Source organism: Rhodospirillaceae bacterium, from assembly GCA_028819475.1.
In the GTDB taxonomy this organism is placed as follows: Bacteria; Pseudomonadota; Alphaproteobacteria; order Bin65; family Bin65; genus Bin65.
In genome coordinates this window covers 377,369-393,330 of sequence record JAPPLJ010000050.1, presented here as the reverse complement: position 1 = coordinate 393,330, position 15,962 = coordinate 377,369, and the positions used below count along the sequence as shown (strand labels likewise).

13 protein-coding genes and 1 pseudogene are annotated in these 15,962 nt (G+C 67.8%); 9 read left to right on the top strand and 5 right to left on the bottom strand.

The genetic code is table 11. From position 1 onward, the window contains the following. Positions 1–607 precede the first annotated feature (607 nt). The 3 genes and pseudogenes from OXM58_16325 (at position 608) to OXM58_16315 (ending at position 3,786) form a co-directional block, all read left to right on the top strand. Positions 608–1,807: pseudogene (locus OXM58_16325) on the top strand (glutamine synthetase family protein). Positions 1,808–1,828: 21 nt separating this feature from the next. Continuing rightward, positions 1,829–3,193, top strand: a complete 1,365-nt coding sequence (locus OXM58_16320) for a Rieske 2Fe-2S domain-containing protein (GenBank protein MDE0149932.1) — start codon at positions 1,829–1,831, stop codon at positions 3,191–3,193. Beyond that, a complete protein-coding gene (locus OXM58_16315; GenBank protein MDE0149931.1) occupies positions 3,193–3,786 on the top strand; it encodes an aromatic-ring-hydroxylating dioxygenase subunit beta in 594 nt (197 codons plus the stop codon). Before OXM58_16320 ends, OXM58_16315 begins: the two co-directional genes overlap by 1 nt. A 341-nt stretch (positions 3,787–4,127) precedes the next feature. Here OXM58_16315 and OXM58_16310 read toward each other — a convergent pair whose 3' ends face one another. Further along, positions 4,128–4,661, bottom strand: coding sequence for a cytochrome c (locus OXM58_16310; protein MDE0149930.1), 534 nt, complete (start codon positions 4,659–4,661; stop codon positions 4,128–4,130). Between the two features lie 176 nt (positions 4,662–4,837). Between OXM58_16310 and OXM58_16305 the strand changes: the two genes are divergently transcribed. From OXM58_16305 to OXM58_16290, 4 genes are all read left to right on the top strand, one after another. After that, a complete protein-coding gene (locus OXM58_16305) occupies positions 4,838–5,395 on the top strand; it encodes a TIGR00730 family Rossman fold protein (GenBank protein ID MDE0149929.1) in 558 nt (185 codons plus the stop codon). An 80-nt stretch (positions 5,396–5,475) separates the two neighbouring features. Further along, a complete protein-coding gene (locus OXM58_16300) occupies positions 5,476–6,129 on the top strand; it encodes a nitroreductase family protein (GenBank protein MDE0149928.1) in 654 nt (217 codons plus the stop codon). A gap of 99 nt (positions 6,130–6,228) precedes the next feature. Next, positions 6,229–7,443 carry an NADP-dependent isocitrate dehydrogenase gene (locus OXM58_16295; protein ID MDE0149927.1) on the top strand — a complete coding sequence of 405 codons (1,215 nt, stop codon included), beginning with the start codon at positions 6,229–6,231 and terminating at the stop codon, positions 7,441–7,443. A gap of 69 nt (positions 7,444–7,512) precedes the next feature. Continuing rightward, positions 7,513–8,622 carry an aromatic ring-hydroxylating dioxygenase subunit alpha gene (locus tag OXM58_16290; protein ID MDE0149926.1) on the top strand — a complete coding sequence of 370 codons (1,110 nt, stop codon included), beginning with the start codon at positions 7,513–7,515 and terminating at the stop codon, positions 8,620–8,622. A 40-nt stretch (positions 8,623–8,662) separates the two neighbouring features. On the opposite strand, the gene OXM58_16285 is transcribed toward OXM58_16290, so the two are convergent. Genes OXM58_16285 through OXM58_16275 form a run of 3 tightly spaced genes read right to left on the bottom strand, consistent with a single transcriptional unit; the run spans position 8,663 to position 11,350 of the window. Beyond that, positions 8,663–9,103, bottom strand: a complete 441-nt coding sequence (locus tag OXM58_16285; GenBank protein ID MDE0149925.1) for a hypothetical protein — start codon at positions 9,101–9,103, stop codon at positions 8,663–8,665. 40 nt (positions 9,104–9,143) lie between these two features. Then, entirely contained in the window at positions 9,144–9,704 is a 561-nt protein-coding gene (hpt, locus tag OXM58_16280; protein MDE0149924.1) for a hypoxanthine phosphoribosyltransferase, read from the bottom strand. A 2-nt stretch (positions 9,705–9,706) separates the two neighbouring features. Continuing rightward, complete coding sequence (locus tag OXM58_16275) at positions 9,707–11,350, bottom strand: long-chain fatty acid--CoA ligase (GenBank protein MDE0149923.1); 1,644 nt, start codon at positions 11,348–11,350, stop codon at positions 9,707–9,709. A 218-nt stretch (positions 11,351–11,568) separates the two neighbouring features. Here OXM58_16275 and OXM58_16270 point away from each other — a divergent pair, with 218 nt between their 5' ends. After that, positions 11,569–13,812: a thioredoxin family protein gene (locus tag OXM58_16270; protein MDE0149922.1), complete on the top strand. Its 2,244-nt coding sequence runs from the start codon at positions 11,569–11,571 to the stop codon at positions 13,810–13,812. A gap of 58 nt (positions 13,813–13,870) precedes the next feature. Next, complete coding sequence (locus OXM58_16265) at positions 13,871–14,491, top strand: redoxin domain-containing protein (protein ID MDE0149921.1); 621 nt, start codon at positions 13,871–13,873, stop codon at positions 14,489–14,491. A 182-nt stretch (positions 14,492–14,673) separates the two neighbouring features. Here OXM58_16265 and OXM58_16260 read toward each other — a convergent pair whose 3' ends face one another. After that, positions 14,674–15,927, bottom strand: a complete 1,254-nt coding sequence (locus tag OXM58_16260; protein MDE0149920.1) for a cytochrome P450 — start codon at positions 15,925–15,927, stop codon at positions 14,674–14,676. Positions 15,928–15,962: the final 35 nt, after the last annotated feature.

Sequence of the window (15,962 nt, the reverse complement as noted above, 5' to 3'; positions counted from 1 at the left end):
GCAGCGCCGGGTTTTCCTCCGACGGTGGGAGCAAGTCTGCGAACACTCCAAACGCAGTTTGTTCGTCGATATTCAAAAAAAAACGAATTTGCCGCCCCGGACTTGTTTCGGGGCCCAGGGGCGACCCGAAAGGCCTCACCCCGTGGCCCCTGGACCCCGGATTTCCGCTTCGCTCCATCCGGGGTGGCACTGAGGGATGGTCAACAGCATGGGCTATCTGAGCGGCAGTGGGCTGCAAACGCATAGTAACAGAAATCAATCCAAAAAATTGCCCCGACCGGGAGCCGGATCGCCTAGTCTGCCCGGCGCAATGACCGACGCACCCGAACCGGAAGGCTTCATCGCCCGCCACGGCCTGTGGACCGACGACCAGGCGCGCTGCGCCCGGGACATCGCGGCGCGGGCGCGGGCGGAGAAGCTGCAACTGGTGCGGCTCGCCTGGTCCGACAGCCACGGCCATGTCCGCGCCAAGGCGCTGACCCTGCCGGCCTTCGAGGCGGCGCTCGCCGACGGCCACAACATCAACGTGGCGCTCTGGACGCTCGACGCTTCCGGCAGCCGCGTCTTCGCCTCCTTCACGCCGGGCGGCGGCATGGACCTGCCGGAGATGACCGGCTCGCCCAACCTGGTCGCGGTGCCCGACCCGGCGACCTTCCGCATCCTGCCCTGGGCGCCGGGCGTCGGCTGGGTCCTGTGCGACGAGTATTTCCGCGACGGCGCGCCGTTTCACTTCTCGGCCCGCCGGGTGCTGCGCCGCACGCTCGACGCGCTGGCGGTGCGCGGCCTGGGCGCGGTCGTCGGCGTCGAAGTGGAGTGGTACCTCCTCAAGCTGCTGGACGACACGCTCGGCGAGGAGAATATCGGCATCCTCGGCGAGCGCGGCCGGCCGTTGCCGGTGGCGCCGCACGATTCCGGCTTTTCCTATCACAGCGAAAGCAACCTCGACCTGATGCAGCCGGCGATGAGCACGCTGGTTTCGCATTACGATGCGCTTGGGCTGGGCCTGCGCTCGATCGAGAACGAGTGGGGCGCCGGACAGGTGGAATGTACCTTTGCGCCCGGCGACGCGATGCGCGCCGCGGACGACTATGTCCTGTTCCGCACCGCGACCCGGCAGATCTGCCGGCGGATGGGCCATATGGCGAGCTTCATGGCGGCGCCGGGCCGGCGCGGGCTGTATCCGAGCGGCTGGCATCTGCATCTTTCTCTGTGCGACGGCAGCGGCGCCAACGCGCTCATGCCGGCGGCCGGGCCCGATCATCTGTCGCCGCTCGGCCGCAATTTCCTCGCCGGCCTGCTGGACCATGCGCTGGACGGCGTCGTGTTCGGTTCGCCGACGGTCAACGGCTATCGTCGCTTCCGGCCGTTTTAGCTCGCCCCCGACCGCGTGACCTGGGGCTTCGACCATCGCGGCACGATGGTGCGGGTGCTCGGCGGCGCCGGCGATCCGGCGACGCGCTACGAGAACCGGGTCGGCGAGCCGGCGGCCAACCCCTATCTTTTCATCGCCGCGCAGGTCGCCGCCGGGCTGGACGGACTGGCGCGCGGAGCCGAACCATGGCCCGCCGACGACGCGCCCTATACCGCCGACCGCCCGATGCTGCCGACCGGCCTGCCGGCGGCCCTCGAAGCCCTGGAACGATCGCCGCTTTATCGCGACGCTTTCGGCGACGCCTATATCGGCTATTATCTGGCCCTGAAACGGGCGGAAATGGCCCGCTTCGACGCTTTCCTCTCCGAAACCGGCGTCGATCCCGCCGCCGGCGTCACCGGGTGGGAGGTCAACGAGTATTTCGATGCGTTCTAGCGGATTGCCGGGGAGGCGCCGATGACGACGCAACAGAAACCGATCCTGCCCGAGCGGGTCTTCGACTTCGATGCCCTGGTCCACGAGGACCGGGTGCACCGGTCGCTCTATACCGACCCGGCGATCTTCGACCTGGAGATGACGCGCATCTTCGGCGCGGTCTGGGTCTATCTGGCCCACGAAAGCCAGGTGCCGCAGCCCAACGATTTCGTGCGCGCCCGGCTCGGCCGCCGCCCGCTTATCGTGGTGCGCGATTCGAACGGCGTCCTGCGCGCGCTCTACAACCGCTGCACCCACCGGGGCGCCACCGTCTGCCGGCAGGACAGGGGCTCGGCGAAAGCGTTCCAGTGCCCCTATCACGGCTGGACCTACCTCAACACGGGCAAGCTGTCCGGCGTGCCCTGGCCCGAGGGTTACAGCTGCGACTTTTCCCGGCCCGAATTCAACCTGATGCAGGTGCCGCGGGTCGAGAGCTATCGCGGCCTGATCTTCGCCACCCTGAACGCCGACGCGCCCGGGCTGATCGATTATCTCGGCCCGGTGCGCCGGCCGCTCGACGAATGGATGGACCGCCATCCCGGCGGCGCGCTCGAAGTGCGCGAGGCCAACCGGCTGAAATTCAACGGCAACTGGAAGCTGCTCTACGACAACTCCGCCGACGGCTATCACGTCGTCTTCTCGCACCGCTCGCTGCTGATGATGGAGAACCGCTTCCAGGAAGGCGACGGCAAGGGCATGTCCTACTACAAGGACAGCCCGGACACCGGGCCGGTGAAGCTCTATTCCTTCCCCAACGCCCATCACTTCAAGGACAAGCGCGACGCGATTCCGAAGCGCCCCGGCGCCCTGTGGGCGATCGAGGGGCTGCATCCCGGCATGGAGCACTACGAGGCGGCCCTGCGCCGGGACTTCCCCGACCGGGCGGACGCTTTTCTCGACCTGGCGTCGTCGGAGCCGGTCAACATCAACGTGTTTCCGAACCTGCATATCCTGGGCAACCATATCCAGGTCGGCCAGCCCCTGTCGGTGACGGAGACGGCGACGACCTGGTACGGCACCGCCGTGGTCGATCCGGACGGCGAACTCGGCGACGCGCTGGGCCCGGTCAACGCTCTGCGCATGCGCACCCAGGAGCAGTTCCCGACCTTCGGCGAGGTCGACGATCTGGCCAATTTCGAGCAGATCCAGGCCGGGCTCGCCGCAGAGGAAGACGCATGGATCTACATGCACCGCGGCCTCGGCCTGCCCGAACGCTACAGCGCGGCCGAAGGCGGCACGACGGTCGGCCCGGCGACCGACGAGGTCTTCATGCGCGACTATATGCGGGTCTATCGGCGGCTGATGCAGACCGAGCCGAACATCGCGCCGACCCGGGACGTTTCCTGATGGAGGCGGCGGCGGAACGCGATCCGTCGACAAGTTCGTACTATGTCGGCGACGATTTCTATAGGGAGCTAGTCGACGCCTTCACCGATTGGGACCGGGACGAGCTTGCGATTTCCGACCCGGCCCGGCGCGATGCCGCCCGCGCCTTTCTCGAACGCGAGGCCCGTTTGCTCGACCGGGGCCGGCTCGAGGACTGGCTGGCGCTCTTCGCGCCCGAATGCGCCTACTGGATTCCCGGCACCCCGGAACGCGGCGATCCGCGGCGGGAAATCACCGTCGCCTTCCACGACCGCCGCCAGCTCGAGGACCGGGTCTACCGGCTGCGCACCGGCTATGCCTGGTCGCAGAGCCCCGAAAGCAGGACGGTGCGCTCGGTCTCCAATGTCGAGCTGTTCGCGACCGGCGACGCCGGCATCGTCATGGCGCGCTCGAATTTCCACATCGCCGAACTGCTCGACGGCGACCTGCGCCACTGGGCCGGCTGGACCGGGCACCGGCTGGCGATAACCGGCGGCGGCTTTTCGATCCTCGCCAAGCAGGTCAACCTGATCGACTGCGACCGGAATCTCCGGAATCCGAGCATTACGCTGTAGTGGGGCAACGGGATTCAAATCTTTATCTATGCGTTTGCGGCCCACCGCCGCTCCGATAGCGGATTTCGCAAATTATCCCGTCATTGCCGCCCCGGACGGAGCGCAGCGGAGATCCGGGGCCCAGGAGCCACAAGCAAAGACCTTTCGGGCCGCCCCTTCGGCTTCGCTCAGACCCTGCGCTGAGCCTGCGAAGGGGCACGGGCCGAGGCCTTTCGGGTCGCCCCCTGGGCCCCGGACCAAGTCCGGGGCGGCATTATTGGTTATTTTTGAGCATCGGCGAACGAGCGGCGTTTGCAGTTGTCGCCTGAAACTCGACCGAATACGCCGGCGCTCGCCCGACGCTAGTTCTTCGGCGCGCGGAAGGGGCGGTGGCAGGCACCGCAGCCGGCCCGCGCCATCGTGCCGAACTGGGCGGCGATCTCGGCCATGTCGCCAAGCTCCGTGACCAGGGCCAGCTCCTCGGCCTCCTTCCGTAGCGCCTTTGTCGTGGCGACGAACGTGTCCCACTGCTGCCAGATTTCCGCCTTTGCCCGCGTCTCGCCCGCTTCCGGGCCGCTTCCCCTGGGGAACAGGCCGGGCAGGACGGGCGCCAGCGCCGCAATCGCGCCGGCGTGTCCGGCGACGAGCTTGGCGTTCTTTGCGCCGAGGCCGGCCTTGATGCCGTTCATATGGGCGCCGATCGACGCCATGACCGCCTTGCGGGTCTGGATCGCGTCGCCCGGGTCGAGGGCCCAGGCGGGCGCGGACAGGATCGCGCCGCAAATGATCGCGCCGGCGAGCAGGATGCCGGCAATCGCTCGTTTCGTATGGGACTGTTTCGCCATCGTCTTCTCCATGACCGGTTCCGCCGCGCCGAACGGCGAATGAAGCGCCACTATACAGCGACTGAGGCGCGACCGCACGGCTCTCAAACGCGGGAATCGGACCGGGACGCTTCGATTTCGGCGTTACAGGGGCGCAAGCGGGTCATTGACAGGGCGTCGGGCGGCGTGTGAATCGGGCGCACGCACCGAATGCAAGTCCCCCTCCGCCGCCTCGAAAGGACATGCCCGTGAGCCGGTATCCCCGCGCCGTCTGCGTCTATTGCGGCTCGCGCAGCGGCAACGAACCCGCGTGGAAAGAGGCCGCGGCGGCCCTCGGCGCCGGCCTGGCGGAGCGCGGCATCGATATGGTCTATGGCGGCGGCAATGTCGGCCTCATGGGCGCGGCCGCCGATGCCGCCATGGCTGCGGGCGGACGGGTGACCGGCATCATCCCGCGCGATCTGGAAGTGCGCGAGCATGGCCATCGCGCCGTGAGCGAACTGCATGTCGTTGACTCGATGCACGAACGCAAGCTCCTGATGGCGAAACTGTCGGACGCGTTCGTCTCGCTCCCGGGCGGCCTCGGCACCCTCGACGAAACCTTCGAGATCCTGACCTGGCGCCAGCTGCGGTTCCACGACAAGCCGATCGTGCTGGCGGATATCGGCGGATACTGGCAGCCGCTGCTCGACCTGCTGAACGCGCAGGTCGAACACGGCTTTGTCGATCCGGCGCATCTCTCGCTGATGACCGTCGTCCGGTCGGTGGAGGAGATTTTCGCCGTGCTGGAAGCCGCCGGGCCGTAGCCCGCGCCGAACCGCCGCTCGAAAAACCGGTCCCGCTGCCCGATATTGTCGCCACCGGTCCGTCAGGAAAGGCCGCCGCCATGCCGTCATACCCCGTCGCCGATATCCTCACGACGCGCAAGACCACCAAGGTCATGTTCGATCCCGAGCGTCCGGCCGCGCCCGAAACCGACCGGGAGACCATCGAATCGCTCATCGCCCTGGCGGGGTGGGCGCCGTTTCACAAGCCGGCGCACCGGGTTCACTGGCGCGGCACCCGGACCATCGAACCCTGGCGCTTCCATCTCGCCGACGCCGGGACCTGCCGGCGCCTGATCGGCTTCGTTCAGGACAACGCCGAAAAGGCCGGCCGCGTGCCCCAGATGCTCGCCGCGGCCGAAGCGCTGATCCTCGCGACCTGGCTGCCCAATCCGCCGGAAAACGGCGACGATGGCCTGAACGGCGGTCTGTTCGAGCCGACGATGGCGAACATGGAGCACATCGCAGCGGCGAGCGCCGCCGTACAGTCCTTCCTGCTCGCAGCGACCGAACGGGGGCTCACGACCTACTGGTCGAGCGGCGGCTACCTGCGCGACACCGCCACCTTCGACTTGCTCGGCATCCCGGCGCAGCAGATCCTGCTCGGCGCCGTGTTCGTGTTTCCGAACGACGGCGGCGAGCGCATTCCCGGCGGCATGCGCGACAAGCGCAGCGAGCGGGCCGCATGGTCGAACTGGGTCACGCCCCGGGAATGACCGGCCGGACGGTCGGCGCCATCGTGCGGACCCGCTATCGTCGCATCGGCGGCGCACCCCTCCAACCAATCCGCCTCCGCTAATTCCGGAAACTTCGACATGAGCAAAATCAAGGTCGCCCGGCCGGTTATCGAGATCGACGGCGATGAGATGACCCGGATCATCTGGCAGTTCATCAAGGACAAGCTGATCCTGCCCTATCTCGATATCGACCTGCACTATTACGACCTGAGCATCCAGAAGCGCGACGCGACCGACGACCGGATCACCGTCGATGCGGCCAACGCGATCCGGGAGCACGGCGTCGGCGTCAAATGTGCGACCATCACGCCGGACGAGGCCCGGGTCGAGGAGTTCGGCCTGAAGCAGATGTGGAAATCGCCCAACGGCACGATCCGCAACATCCTGGGCGGCACCGTGTTCCGCGAGCCGATCATCTGCCGCAACGTGCCGCGCCTGGTGCCGGGCTGGACCGAGCCGATCATCATCGGCCGCCATGCCTTCGGCGACCAGTACCGCGCGACCGATTTCGTCGTGCCGGGCAGCGGGAAGCTGACGATCCGCTTCGACGGCGACGACGGCACGACCATCGAGCGCGAGGTCTACGAATTCCCCGGCGGCGGCGTGACGATGGCGATGTACAATCTGGACGCCTCAATCCGCGATTTCGCCCGCGCCTCGCTCAACTACGGGCTGAGCCGGAACTGCGATGTTTACCTGTCGACCAAGAACACGATCATGAAAGCCTATGACGGGCGTTTCAAGGACCTGTTCCAGGAGGTTTTCGAGGCCGATTTCGCCGACAGATTCAAGGAAGCCGGCATCGGCTACGAGCACCGGCTGATCGACGACATGGTGGCCCAGGCGCTCAAATGGTCCGGCGGCTTCGTCTGGGCGTGCAAGAATTACGACGGCGACGTGCAATCGGATACCGTCGCCCAGGGCTTCGGCTCGCTCGGCCTGATGACCTCGGTGCTGATGACGGCCGACGGCAAGACGGTGGAGGCCGAGGCGGCGCACGGCACGGTCACCCGCCACTATCGCCAGCACCAGCAGGGCCGGGAGACCTCGACCAACCCGATCGCCTCGATCTTCGCCTGGACGCGCGGCCTGAAATTCCGCGGCCGGATGGACGAGACGCCCGCGGTCGCGGACTTCGCCGAAACGCTGGAGACGGTCTGTGTCGAGACCGTCGAGAGCGGCCACATGACCAAGGATCTGGCCCTGCTGATCGGGCCGGACCAGGAATGGCTGACCACCAACGGCTTCCTCGAGAAGCTGGACGAGGGCCTGCAGGCGCGGATGGGCGCCTAGACCGGTCCCGCGCCGCGGCGGCGGCCCGCTGCGGCAGTTGGGAGCGCGGGCTCGAAGGCGGAGAGGCAGATGGGCGACAGCGCGCCGGTACTCCCGTCGGAAGTGCGCGCCGGAGCGGCCGGCGGCGAAGCGGCCGGGGTGCCGGCGGCGCCCCGCGGCCTGTGGTATCTCGCCATGCCGGGGACGCGGCTCAGGCGCGGCACGGCGGTGCACCGCACCCTGCTCGACGAGCCGGTCCTGATCGGCCGCGACCGGGCCGGCGCGGTCTTCGCCCTGCGCGATATCTGCCCGCACCGGGCGATGCCGCTCTCGGCCGGCCGGTTCGACGGCGAGACGGTTACCTGCGCCTACCACGGCTGGCAGTTCGGCACCGACGGCGTGTGCCGCAACATTCCCTCGCTGGTCGAGGACTATCGCAAGACGGTCCGGCTCGACCGGATCGGGACCCGGTCCTATCCCTGCCGCGAGGCGCAGCACCTGATCTGGGTCTATATGGGCGACGATGGCGGCGCGGCCGGCGAAGACCTGCCGGCGCTGCCCGAGATCCCGGCGCCCGGCCGGCCCGGCATCGCCGAGACCCTGGACCTGGAATGCCATTTCGACGACGCCGTGATCGGCCTGATCGATCCGGCCCACGGCGCTTACGTCCACCGCAACTGGTGGTGGCGCTCGTCGAAGACGCTGACGGAAAAGGCCAAGCGCTATGCGCCGTCGGAGCTCGGCTTCACCATGGTGCGCCACGCGCCGAGCACGAACAGCCGCATCATCCGGATGCTGCGCGGCGAGAAGACGGTCGAGATAAGCTTCCGGCTGCCCGGCGTCCGCGTCGAGCACATGACGCTGGGCGACCGGCACACTTATGTCGGCGTGACGGCGATGACCCCGGTTTCGGAATACCGCACGGCGATGCACCACGTCATGTACTGGTCGCACCCGCTGATGACGCTGGCCAAGCCGATCGCGATCCCGGTCACGCGCAATTTCCTGAACCAGGACCGCACGGCGATGAACCGGCAGCGCGAGGGCCGCAAAAAATCCGACGCCGCCATGCTGCTGCCCGACGCCGACACGCCGGCGAAATGGTACATGGCGCTGAAGAAGGAGTTGGCGGCCTCCCGCGCCGAAGGCCGCGATTTCCGCAACCCGGTAACGGAGACGGTCCTGCGCTGGCGGAGTTAGGGTGAAGCGCTCCCCTTTTGCGCAGGCTGCGGGTGCTGCGTCAGTCCGTAGTTCGTCCCCGGTGGATGAGGCCGATAATCAGGCCGAACACGCCGAATTGGAGCGCGAGATAGAGCGTTTCCATCCAGATGAACGCAGACGCGCCCGGAACCTCCTGCCTGGCGACGAAGGCGAGCACGTGGGACGTCCAGAAGAAGGCGCCGACGATGAGAGCGAACCGGAACCCCCGCCGAATACTGCTCCCCTCGGCCTTCAGCATCGGAAACAGGGCGCAGAGCAGAAATCCCTGAAGCGCGATCGTCAGCAAGCCGACCAGAAAGTCCGGCTCTCCCTCGAAATAGCCGAACGATTCGTAGCTCTCCCTGAACAGGAGGACGTGCCAGACCACGGCGAGAGCGAATGTGCAGATCGTGTAAGCAGCGGCCCCCAGGACCAGCTTCCCGGCGCCCGGCACGCTGGAAATTATTCTTGCTTTGTTCATGGAAAGCCCCGTCATTCGAGCGATTGAAGGCGGCGCGGCACTACCCGGAAATATGCGCCAGGTCCGGCAGGTAGCGGAATTTCTCGGCGTAATCGATGCCGTAGCCGACGACGAACACGTCGTCGATGGCGAAGCCGACATAGTCGGCCTCGACCGGCGCTTCGCGGCGCGCCGGCTTGTCGAGCAGCACGCAGGTCGCGACGGTCTGGGCGCCGGCGTCCTCCACCATCATGCGCGCGGTCAGCAGCGTCCGGCCGGTATCGAGAATGTCGTCGACCAGGAGCACCCGCTCGCCCGACAGGTTGCCCGGAAACTCGCCGACCAGCCGCACCCGGCCGGAACTCTCGGTCGAACTGCCGTAGCTCTTGAAGCTGGCGAACTCGATGCGCGGCCGGCAGCCCCGCGCCGCTAGGGCGCGGGCGAGATCGGCGGTGAAGATGAAGGCGCCGTTCAGGACGCAGAGCAGCACGAATTCCTGACCCATCGCCCGGGCGATGTCGCCGGCCAGCGATTCAATGCGCTTCGAGATGTCGCCGGCGGCGAACAGCGCGGTCGGCGGCGTGTCGCCGCCCTCCTGCGCGCGGTCGGTGAAACCGGTCACGGTCAGCCGGCCTTGCGCGCGTCCGCGCCCCATTGCCAGTCGGCGAAGCGGTTGCGCAGGGTGAGTTTCTGGAACTTGCCGGTCGAGGTCTTGGGCACCTCTTCGATCACCACGATATCGTCGGGAAGTTGCCACTTGGCGAAGTCGCTGAGCAGATGGCTGTCGAGTTCCGCCTTGGTGAGCGCCGCGCCGTCCTTGAGCACGATGCAGGCGAGCGGCCGCTCGTCCCATTTCGTGTGGGGCAGGGCGATCACCGCGGCTTCCTTGACCGCCGGATGGCCCATGATGGCGTTCTCCAGGTCGACCGAGCTGATCCACTCGCCGCCGGACTTGATGACGTCCTTCGAGCGGTCGGTGATCTGGACATAGCCCTCGCCATCCATGGTCACGATGTCGCCGGTGCGGAACCAACCGTCGTCGCTCCAGCGGTCGCCGGCTTCGGGATAGTTGAAATAGCTGCTGGCGATCCACGGCCCGCGGACCTCCAGTTCGCCCATCGATTCGCCGTCCCAGGGCAGGATGTTGCCGTCGCCGTCGCGGTGGCGCAGGTCGACGAAGGGCGCGGCGTAGCCCTGCTTGGAGCGGTAGTCGAAATAGATCTCTTCGCCCTGGCCAGCGAGATGCGGCTTGACGTTGGCGACCGTGCCGAGCGGCGACATTTCCGTCATGCCCCAGGCGTGGAGCACGGTGATGCCGAAGTCCTGGAAGCGCCGGATCAGGGCGGGCGGCGCCGCCGAGCCGCCGACCACGGTGCGCAGCCCGCGCAGCGCCTCGTATTTCGCCGGGTCCTTCTCGATCGTCTGGATAATGCCGAGCCAGACCGTCGGCACGCCGCCGGAGAAGGTGACCTTTTCGCCGATGAACTGGGCGATCAGGCTGTCGGGATCGAGATGCGGGCCCGGGAAGACCAGCTTGGCCCCGGTCATGGTCGCGGCATAGGGAATGCCCCAGGCGTTGGCGTGGAACATCGGCACGACCGGCAGGATGCAGTCGTTCATGCTGAAATTCAGCATGTCCGGCTGGGCGCCGACCATCGAATGGAGCACCATTCCGCGGTGCGAGTAGATCACGCCCTTGGGATCGCCGGTCGTGCCGGAGGTGTAGCACATGGCGCAGCCGTCGGTTTCGTCGATCTCCGGCAGTCCGGTTGCAGGGTCGCCGGTCCCGATGAAATCCTCGTAGCTTTCCATGCCGTCGGGGACCGGCCCGCCGAACGGGATGACGACGGTGCGGTGCGCCGGCATCCGGTCCTTGAACTGGTCGTAGAGCGGCAGCAGGACGTCGTCGACGATGACGATCCGGTCGTCAGCGTGGGTCGCGATATAGCCGATGTCGGCCGGGCCGAGGCGCAGGTTGAGCGTGTGCATGACGCCGCCGGCGGCCGGGATGCCGTAATAGCATTCGAGATGCGCGCTGTGGTTCCAGGCCAGGGTCGCCACCCGGTCGCCCTTCTTCACGCCGGCCTTGACGAGCGCCCGGGCCAGCTTCTCAGCCCGTTCGCAGATCTCGGCATAGGTCTGGCGCAGGACGGACTTGTCGGGCCGCTGGGAGACGATCTCGCGCGTCGGATAAACCTCCCGCATCCGCCCGAGCAAATGATTGAGCGTCAGCGGATAGTCCATGATCGTGGCGACCGAGCGGGCCATGGCGTTTACCTCCCGAACTGCCTGGAACCGTCGCCGGATGTTTACACCAGCGCCCCGCCGGATTGCCAGTGGCCCGATTGCCGGTAGCCAGCCGCCGCGGCGGAATGGATGCCGGCTGGCGCGAACGTGATGGCCCGCGAGGCCACGCCTGCTTGTTTTCGCCATAGTGGACCACCCATATAGCGGCACACGATCGGGCAGCCCGGTAACGCCCCGGAATGATTGGCAGATTCCTTCGCTGGACCCTGTGCGCTGCGCTTCTCGCGGGGCTTGTGCCTGCGGGGCAGGCTATTGCACAAACCTCGCAGCCGGGGACGTTGCGCGGCCTCGACCTGCCCGGCCTGACGCCGCAGGGCGGTGCGCAGCAAGACGCTCCGGCGGGGCCGGCCGACAGCGTTTTCCGGACGAAGCACGTCACCGCCGAACTGCTCAGCGAGCATGTCACCCTGCGGCCGGGCACGACCGCCTGGGTCGCCCTCGTCTTCAGAATCATCCCGAAGTGGCACACCTACTGGCGCAATGCCGGCGATTCGGGCGAGGCGACGCGGATCGACTGGGATCTGCCTGAAGGCTATGCCGCCGGCGGGATCGTCTGGCTGCCGCCGGAGCGCATCCCGGTCGGCCCGCTGGTCAACTACGGCTACGGCGGCGAAGCGATCCATATGGTGCCGATTTCGGTGCCGAAGGACGCGCGGCCCGGCGAAACGGCGACGCTGACCGCGAGCGCGTCATGGCTGGTGTGCGAAGAGGTCTGCATTCCGGAGGTGGGGGTGTTGACGCTCGCCCTGCCGGTCGCCGGCGACCCGCCGATCGCCGATTTCCGCTCCGGGCCGATCTTCGCGAAAGCGCGCGCAGCGCTGCCGAAACCGTCGCCCTGGCCGGCGACATTCCGATTCGAAAACAAGGGGTTCCGGCTCGACGTTGCGGCGGCGGGCCTGAAGCGCGAGGTCATCGAGGACGCCTGGTTCTATCCCTACGGCCACGGCGTGGTGAAATATGCCGCGCCGCAGAAGCTGACGGTGACCGACCGCGCGCTCATCCTCGAAACCCGGCGCGGCAAGGCGGCGAAACCGATAACGGACGTGGGCGGCCTGCTGGTCGTCAAGGAACGGCTCGGCGACGGCACGGTCGCGACCCAGGCCTTCCGGCTGACCGCGACAAAGGCCGCCGCGGCGCCCCTGATCGGTTTCTGGGAAGCGGTCCTTCTGGCGCTGCTCGGCGGGCTGATCCTGAACCTGATGCCCTGCGTCCTGCCCGTGCTGGCGGTCAAGGGGCTCAGCTTTGCCCGCCACGCCAGCCAGGGCCGGGGCATGGCCCGCCACGGCGCGGCCTATACCTTTGGCGTCTTGGCGAGTTTCGCAATCGTCGGCGCCATTCTTCTGGCGGTGCGCGCCGCCGGCGAGGCGGCCGGCTGGGGCTTCCAGCTCCAGGAACCCGTGTTCGTCCTGCTCATGGCCTATCTGATGGTGTTGATCGGGCTGAATTTCGCCGGCCTGTTCGAAATCGGCAGCCGGTTCGCCGGCATCGGCGGCGCGCTGGCGGAACGGTCCGGCCTCAGCGGTTCCTTCTTCACCGGCGTGCTTGCCGTGATCGTGGCCACGCCCTGCACGGCGCCCTTCATGGGTGCGGCGGTCGGCTTCGCGCTCGGCCAGACCGCCGCCGTCGCCATGGCCGTCATGCTGGCGCTCGGCCTCGGCCTCGCCCTGCCGTTCCTGCTGCTCAGCATGACGCCCGCTCTGTTACGGCTGATTCCCGAACCGGGGCCGTGGATGGTCCGGTTCAAGCAGTTCCTCGCCTTCCCGATGTTCGCGACCGCGGCCTGGCTGATCTGGGTCCTCTCCCTGCAGGCCGGCGATGCGGCGCTGCTCGGCGCGCTCGCCGGCGCCGTCCTGCTCGCCTTCGCCGTCTGGCTGTGGCAGGCCAGCGCCGGCGCACCCGGCCGCTGGCGCCCGGCCGGCCTCAGCCTGGCCGCACTCGCCGTCGTCGCGGCCCTCGCGATGGTCGGTTCCGCCGATAGCGGCGCGCCGCGCCCGGTCCCGGTCCGGTCCGACGGGACTGCTGAGGCCGCCGCCGCGGGCATCGCCTGGCAGCCGTTCAGCGAAGCGCGGCTGGCGGCCCTGCGCGCGGAAGGCCGGCCGGTCTTCATCAACTTCACCGCAGCCTGGTGCATCACCTGCATCGCCAACGAAAAGGTGGTGCTGCGCCTCGAAAGCGTTCGGAAGGCCGTCGATTCGGCGCGCATGGCGACGCTCAAGGGCGACTGGACCCGCCGCGACCCGGTCATCACCGGACATCTCGCCAGGTTCGGCCGCTCCGGCGTGCCGCTCTATGTTATCTATCCGCCGAAAGGATCGCCGAAAACGCCGATGGTGCTGCCGCAGATCCTGACCGAAGGCGGCACGATCGCAGCGATCCGCAGCATGGCCGCCGAAACGCGCCGGGCCGGGCGGGCCGGACAATAGCGCGTCGCCGCCCGGGCAAAGCGCAAGGCTGGAACGCACGGAAAGAGGGAACGAACCGATGACGAAGCGCCTGAAACTGCTGACCGCCGCCGCCGTTGCCGCGGTTTTCCTGGCCGCCCCGGCGGCCGCTTCCGCGCCCGAAGTCGGCAAGACCGCGCCGGACTTCACCGGCGTCGACAGCAACGGGGCTTCCGTGACGCTTTCGGCCCTGCGCGGCAAGCTCGTCGTGCTGGAATGGACCAACCACGGTTGCCCCTATGTCTCGAAGCACTACGGCGCCGGCAACATGCAGAAGACCCAGAAGGCGGCGCGTGCGAAGGGCGCGGTGTGGCTCAGCATCATCTCGTCGGCGCCAGGCCGGCAGGGCCATGTCGACGGCGCCGAAGCGAACCGCCTCAGCAAGACGCGCGGCGCGGCGCCGAGCCACGTCATCCTCGATCCGAAAGGAACGATCGGGCGGAAATACGAAGCCACCAACACGCCGCACATGTTCATCGTCGGCAAGGACGGCGCGCTGCTCTACATGGGCGCGATCGACAGCATCCGCTCGGCCAACCCCGCCGACATTCCGCGCGCGAAAAACTATGTGACCGCGGCGCTGAACGAAATCGCCGCCGGCCGCAAGGTCAGCGAACCGGTAACGCGCCAATACGGCTGCTCGGTGAAATACGCGTATTGAGGGGCGCCGCCGCTCCCACGCTCGTCATTTCGACCGGAGCGGTTCGGAGAACCGCGGAGCGGAGAAATCTTTCCCGCACGGTGCATAGGACGCTGGTTCCGCGCCGGAAAGATATCTCCACTCCGCGAACCTGCGGTTCGCTGCGGTCGATATGACGGGATCGGGGTGAGTTGCGCCCCGGCCTACACCCGCACGCGCATGTGCAGCATGCCGCGGTTTAGGATGCTGTCGGACCAGGGCGGGTCGTCCTCCGCCAGGGCGATGTCTGGCCAGCGCCGGAGCATGAGCGGGAAGGCGATTTCCGCCTCGAGCCGGGCGAGCGGCGCGCCGAGGCAGAAATGGATGCCGTAGCCGAAGGCGAAGTTCTTCTTCGCCTCGCCGCGGCGGATATCGAAGCGGTGCGGCTCCGGGAACGCGCGCGGATCGCGGTTGCCGGCGCACATCATCAGGAACAGCCGGTCGCCCCGGGCGATATGCCGGCCGTGCCAGTCGAAATCCTCGGTCGCGACGCGGACCATGGACAGCGACGGCCCGTCGAAGCGCAGCATCTCCTCGACCGCGTTGCGCACCAGGTCGAGGTCGTCGAGATTGTTGCGAAGATCCGCCATCTGCGCCGGGTTCTCGATCAGGGCGCGCATCCCATTGGCGATGAGCTGGGTCGTCGTCTCGTGGCCGGCGAACAGCAGCAGGACGCAGCAGGCGACCAGCTCGTCGGTGGTCAGCCGGTCTTGCTCGTCGCGCGCGTCGAGCAGCCCGGTTGTCACGTCTTCGGCGCCGCTCGCCCGGTGCTCCTCCAGGAAGCGGCGGAACCAGGCCTCCATCTCGACGATGCCGTCGGATGCCATGCGGTATTTCTGCGGATCGCTGCGCGAGGTCAGGACGAATTTCGCCAGCAGGTCGGACCAGCGCTTCAGCTTGTCGACGTCCTTCTCGGGCACGCCGAGCATGTGGGCGATCACCAGGGCCGGCAGCGGATAGGCGAATTCGTGGATCAGGTCGAATTCGCGCGTGCCGGTCCGCTCGATCTCCGCATCGATATCGTCCAGCAACCGGTTGACGATACGGGCGATTTCCGGCCGCAGCGCCTCGACCGCGCGGGCCGTAAACGCGCGGTTCATCAAGCCGCGCAGGCGGGTATGGTCCGGCGGGTCGGTGAACACCGCCCACAGGTTCAGATGGTCGCCCAGCGGCTTCAGCGTGTCCTGCATCGAGGCCGGCGCGCGCGCGATGAACGGCCGGATGCGGTCCGACGACAGGCGCGGGTCGCGGAATGCCGCGCGGATGTCGTCGTAGCGCGTGACGACCCAGGCGCCGAGAATGTCCGACCGGTAGACCGGCGCTTCGGCCTGCAGCGGCGCCAGCGCCGTATAGGGATCGCGGATCGCCGCGGCCGACAGCGGATCGAAGAGGAGAGCGGGGCTTTCGGCGTCGGGCATGGGGGTTCTGCGGTTCCGGGTCGCGTGCCGGCGAC

Coding starts and splice junctions, on each gene's coding strand:
- OXM58_16320 (MDE0149932.1), top strand. CDS start 1,829: ATGACGACGCAACAGAAACCGATCCTGCCCGAGCGGGTCTTCGACTTC.
- OXM58_16315 (MDE0149931.1), top strand. CDS start 3,193: ATGGAGGCGGCGGCGGAACGCGATCCGTCGACAAGTTCGTACTATGTC.
- OXM58_16300 (MDE0149928.1), top strand. CDS start 5,476: ATGCCGTCATACCCCGTCGCCGATATCCTCACGACGCGCAAGACCACC.
- OXM58_16295 (MDE0149927.1), top strand. CDS start 6,229: ATGAGCAAAATCAAGGTCGCCCGGCCGGTTATCGAGATCGACGGCGAT.
- OXM58_16290 (MDE0149926.1), top strand. CDS start 7,513: ATGGGCGACAGCGCGCCGGTACTCCCGTCGGAAGTGCGCGCCGGAGCG.
- OXM58_16285 (MDE0149925.1), bottom strand. CDS start 9,103: ATGAACAAAGCAAGAATAATTTCCAGCGTGCCGGGCGCCGGGAAGCTG.
- OXM58_16275 (MDE0149923.1), bottom strand. CDS start 11,350: ATGGCCCGCTCGGTCGCCACGATCATGGACTATCCGCTGACGCTCAAT.
- OXM58_16270 (MDE0149922.1), top strand. CDS start 11,569: ATGATTGGCAGATTCCTTCGCTGGACCCTGTGCGCTGCGCTTCTCGCG.
- OXM58_16265 (MDE0149921.1), top strand. CDS start 13,871: ATGACGAAGCGCCTGAAACTGCTGACCGCCGCCGCCGTTGCCGCGGTT.
- OXM58_16260 (MDE0149920.1), bottom strand. CDS start 15,927: ATGCCCGACGCCGAAAGCCCCGCTCTCCTCTTCGATCCGCTGTCGGCC.